Annotated in this window: 1 protein-coding gene and 1 pseudogene; one reads left to right on the forward strand and one right to left on the reverse strand. The window is 42.7% G+C overall.

Features of this window, described 5'->3' with window-relative positions; genetic code table 11:
- Positions 1–124, reverse strand: a pseudogene (locus tag IM450_RS22505) (tRNA (guanine-N1)-methyltransferase); the annotation flags it as partial.
- 913 nt (positions 125–1,037) lie between these two features.
- Here IM450_RS22505 and glnA point away from each other — a divergent pair.
- Entirely contained in the window at positions 1,038–2,459 is a 1,422-nt protein-coding gene (glnA, locus tag IM450_RS11245) for a type I glutamate--ammonia ligase (protein WP_002748126.1), read from the forward strand.
- Positions 2,460–2,803: the final 344 nt, after the last annotated feature.

A 2,803-nucleotide genomic window follows, 5' to 3' on the forward strand; every position in this document is an offset into this window, starting at 1 on the left:
CCCGCAAACTGCCCCGCTCTTTTTGGGCAATTGCCGCCCCTAAAACTCCTAAATCTCGGACGATTTTACTCTCCGGTCGATAAAAAGTATTGTTGATATTAAATATCGCTTTTTCTTCCTGCATCGATCATCTCATAATTAAGTAGCTGGTTATAATTAAATTAAAAATGGATTTTAGGTTCGATCCCCCCTGCCCCCCTTGATAAGGGGGGTGCCGATAGGCGGGGGGATCTGACAACTTTTAACGCCTACCTACTTAGCACTTGATCACTTCTTTTTTTCTTTTCACGATTTCCTAGGAACGGAAACGGTCAGACACTGCCAAAACCGATCAGACATCAAGATAGAAGATATAGTCATTTCAGATAAGTCTGATACAATCTAGACCGATGAAAATCTTATGAACTCTGGCATTTATATTCTCAATCTTAATTGAAATGACTATAAATCTAAAGAAAGTGTGAAATTAGCAGATTGGACAGTGGGAAGTTCTCAGCTTAGCAGGTAGAAGTCAAGAAAAAGGGACATGGCCTGACCTAAAAGGCCCGTCATACTAAATCCTGTTATAATAAAACGAGTAAAGACGAGGATATAAAATGCCCAAGAAAGCTTACTTAGCCGAACATCTAAGTTCAGAGGAACTGAAAGATAGATACAGAAGCAGTCAAGCTAACTTATGACTGATTGTTATCATTTTTTAAAACAGGATCTAGTATGACACTTTGTTAACAAAATCTTTTCTTCGAGGTGTATTTGAGTATCTGGGGTAAAATGTATAAGCTTTTAAGTGAGCAGAAAATCTCTAGACGGCAAATGTTTGCACAAACGAACCTCCTTGAGCTATAGCAAGAGGTAGTAGAAGCCGATGGGCAAATCGCCATTCGGAGCCATTACCGACCTGAACAAGGAAATTACAGATTTTTTCAAGCTAGGATCAAAGATTTTGTATCGAAAAATACAAAAACGGTCAAAGTGACTGTTTAGGATGGTTTTTTTGAGAAGCTTAAGAACCGATCCATACGTCAAAGGAGTTTTCCATGCCCGAAACGCCACAAGAAGTCTTGAAAATGATTCAGGACAACAATATTAAGATTATCGACCTGAAATTTATTGATATGCCAGGTATCTGGCAACACTGCTCGTTCTACTACGATCAAATCGATGAAAGCTCTTTCAGCGATGGTGTTGCCTTCGATGGTTCCAGTATTCGCGGTTGGAAAGCAATTAACGAATCCGATATGGCCATGGTTCCCGATCCTACCACTGCTTGGATCGATCCCTTCTACAAGGAACCTACCCTAAGCATGATCTGTAGCATCAAAGAACCCAGAACCGGTGAATGGTATAGCCGCGATCCTCGCTCTATTGCTCAGAAAGCGATCGATTATCTTAGCAGTACCGGTTTAGGTGATACCGTATTTTTTGGACCGGAAGCAGAATTTTTCCTCTTTGATAGCGCTCGTTTTGACCAAACCGCCAACTCCGGCTATTACTACATGGATAGTGTCGAAGGTCGTTGGAATAGCGGTAAAGACGAAAAAGACGGAAATCTCGCCTATAAACCCGCCTACAAACAGGGTTATTTTCCCGTTAGTCCCACCGATACCTCTCAAGACATTCGCACGGAAATGCTCTTAACCATGGCCGACTGCGGAGTTCCCATCGAAAAACATCACCATGAAGTCGCTACTGGTGGTCAAAACGAGTTAGGGATTAAATTCTCTACCCTAGTACGGGCCGCCGACTACTTGATGACCTATAAATACTGCATTAAGAACGTGGCCAAGAAATACGGTAAAACCGTCACCTTTATGCCCAAACCCATCTTTGGTGATAATGGTTCCGGGATGCACGTTCACCAGTCTATCTGGAAAGATGGTCAACCCCTGTTCGCTGGGGATAAATACGCCGGACTTAGCCAAATGGCATTGTACTACATCGGTGGTTTGCTTAGACACGCTCCCGCGCTCTTAGCTTTAACTAACCCCACCACCAACTCTTACAAGCGTCTCGTCCCCGGTTTTGAGGCCCCCGTAAACCTGGCCTACTCCCAAGGTAATCGCTCCGCTTCGATTCGGATTCCTTTATCGGGAAGCAACCCAAAAGCCAAACGTTTAGAATTCCGTTGTCCTGATGCCACTTCTAACCCCTACCTCGCTTTTGCCGCCATGCTCTGTGCCGGTATCGATGGGATTAAAAATCAAATTGAACCGGGGGAACCTCTCGATGTGGATATCTACGAACTCAGCCCCGAAGAATTGTCAAAAATACCCTCTACCCCCGGTTCTCTAGAAGCAGCTCTGGAAAGTCTCGAAAAAGATCACGCTTTCTTGACCGATTCTGGTGTTTTTACCGAAGACTTTATCCAAAACTGGATCACCTACAAACTCGATAACGAAGTTAACCCGATGCGCTTACGTCCCCACCCCTACGAGTTCTCTCTCTACTACGATGTCTAAGGTTTGATTGAATAATCATTAATCCTAGGGTGGGCCTTTGCCTACCCCTTTTTTTTCGGAATCAGCAAGGAGTTGGGGGTTGGGGAGTAGGGGAATTATGAATTATGAATTATAAATTATGAATTGGGGAGTGGGGGAATTATGAATTATAAATTATGAATTGGGGAGTGGGGGAATTATGAATTATAAATTATGAATTGGGGAGTGGGGGAATTATGAATTATAAATTATGAATTGGGGAGTGGGGGAATTATGAATTATGAATTATGAATTGGGGAGTGGGGGAATTATGAATTATGAATTATGAATTGGGGAGTGGGGGAATTATGAATTATGAATTATGA

The sequence above is a fragment of the Microcystis sp. M083S1 genome, from assembly GCF_020246405.1.
Classification (GTDB): Bacteria; Cyanobacteriota; Cyanobacteriia; order Cyanobacteriales; family Microcystaceae; genus Microcystis; species Microcystis aeruginosa_C.

Bases quoted from the DNA above. Each gene is read 5' to 3' on its own strand.
- glnA (WP_002748126.1), top strand. From the start codon at position 1,038: ATGCCCGAAACGCCACAAGAAGTCTTGAAAATGATTCAGGACAACAAT.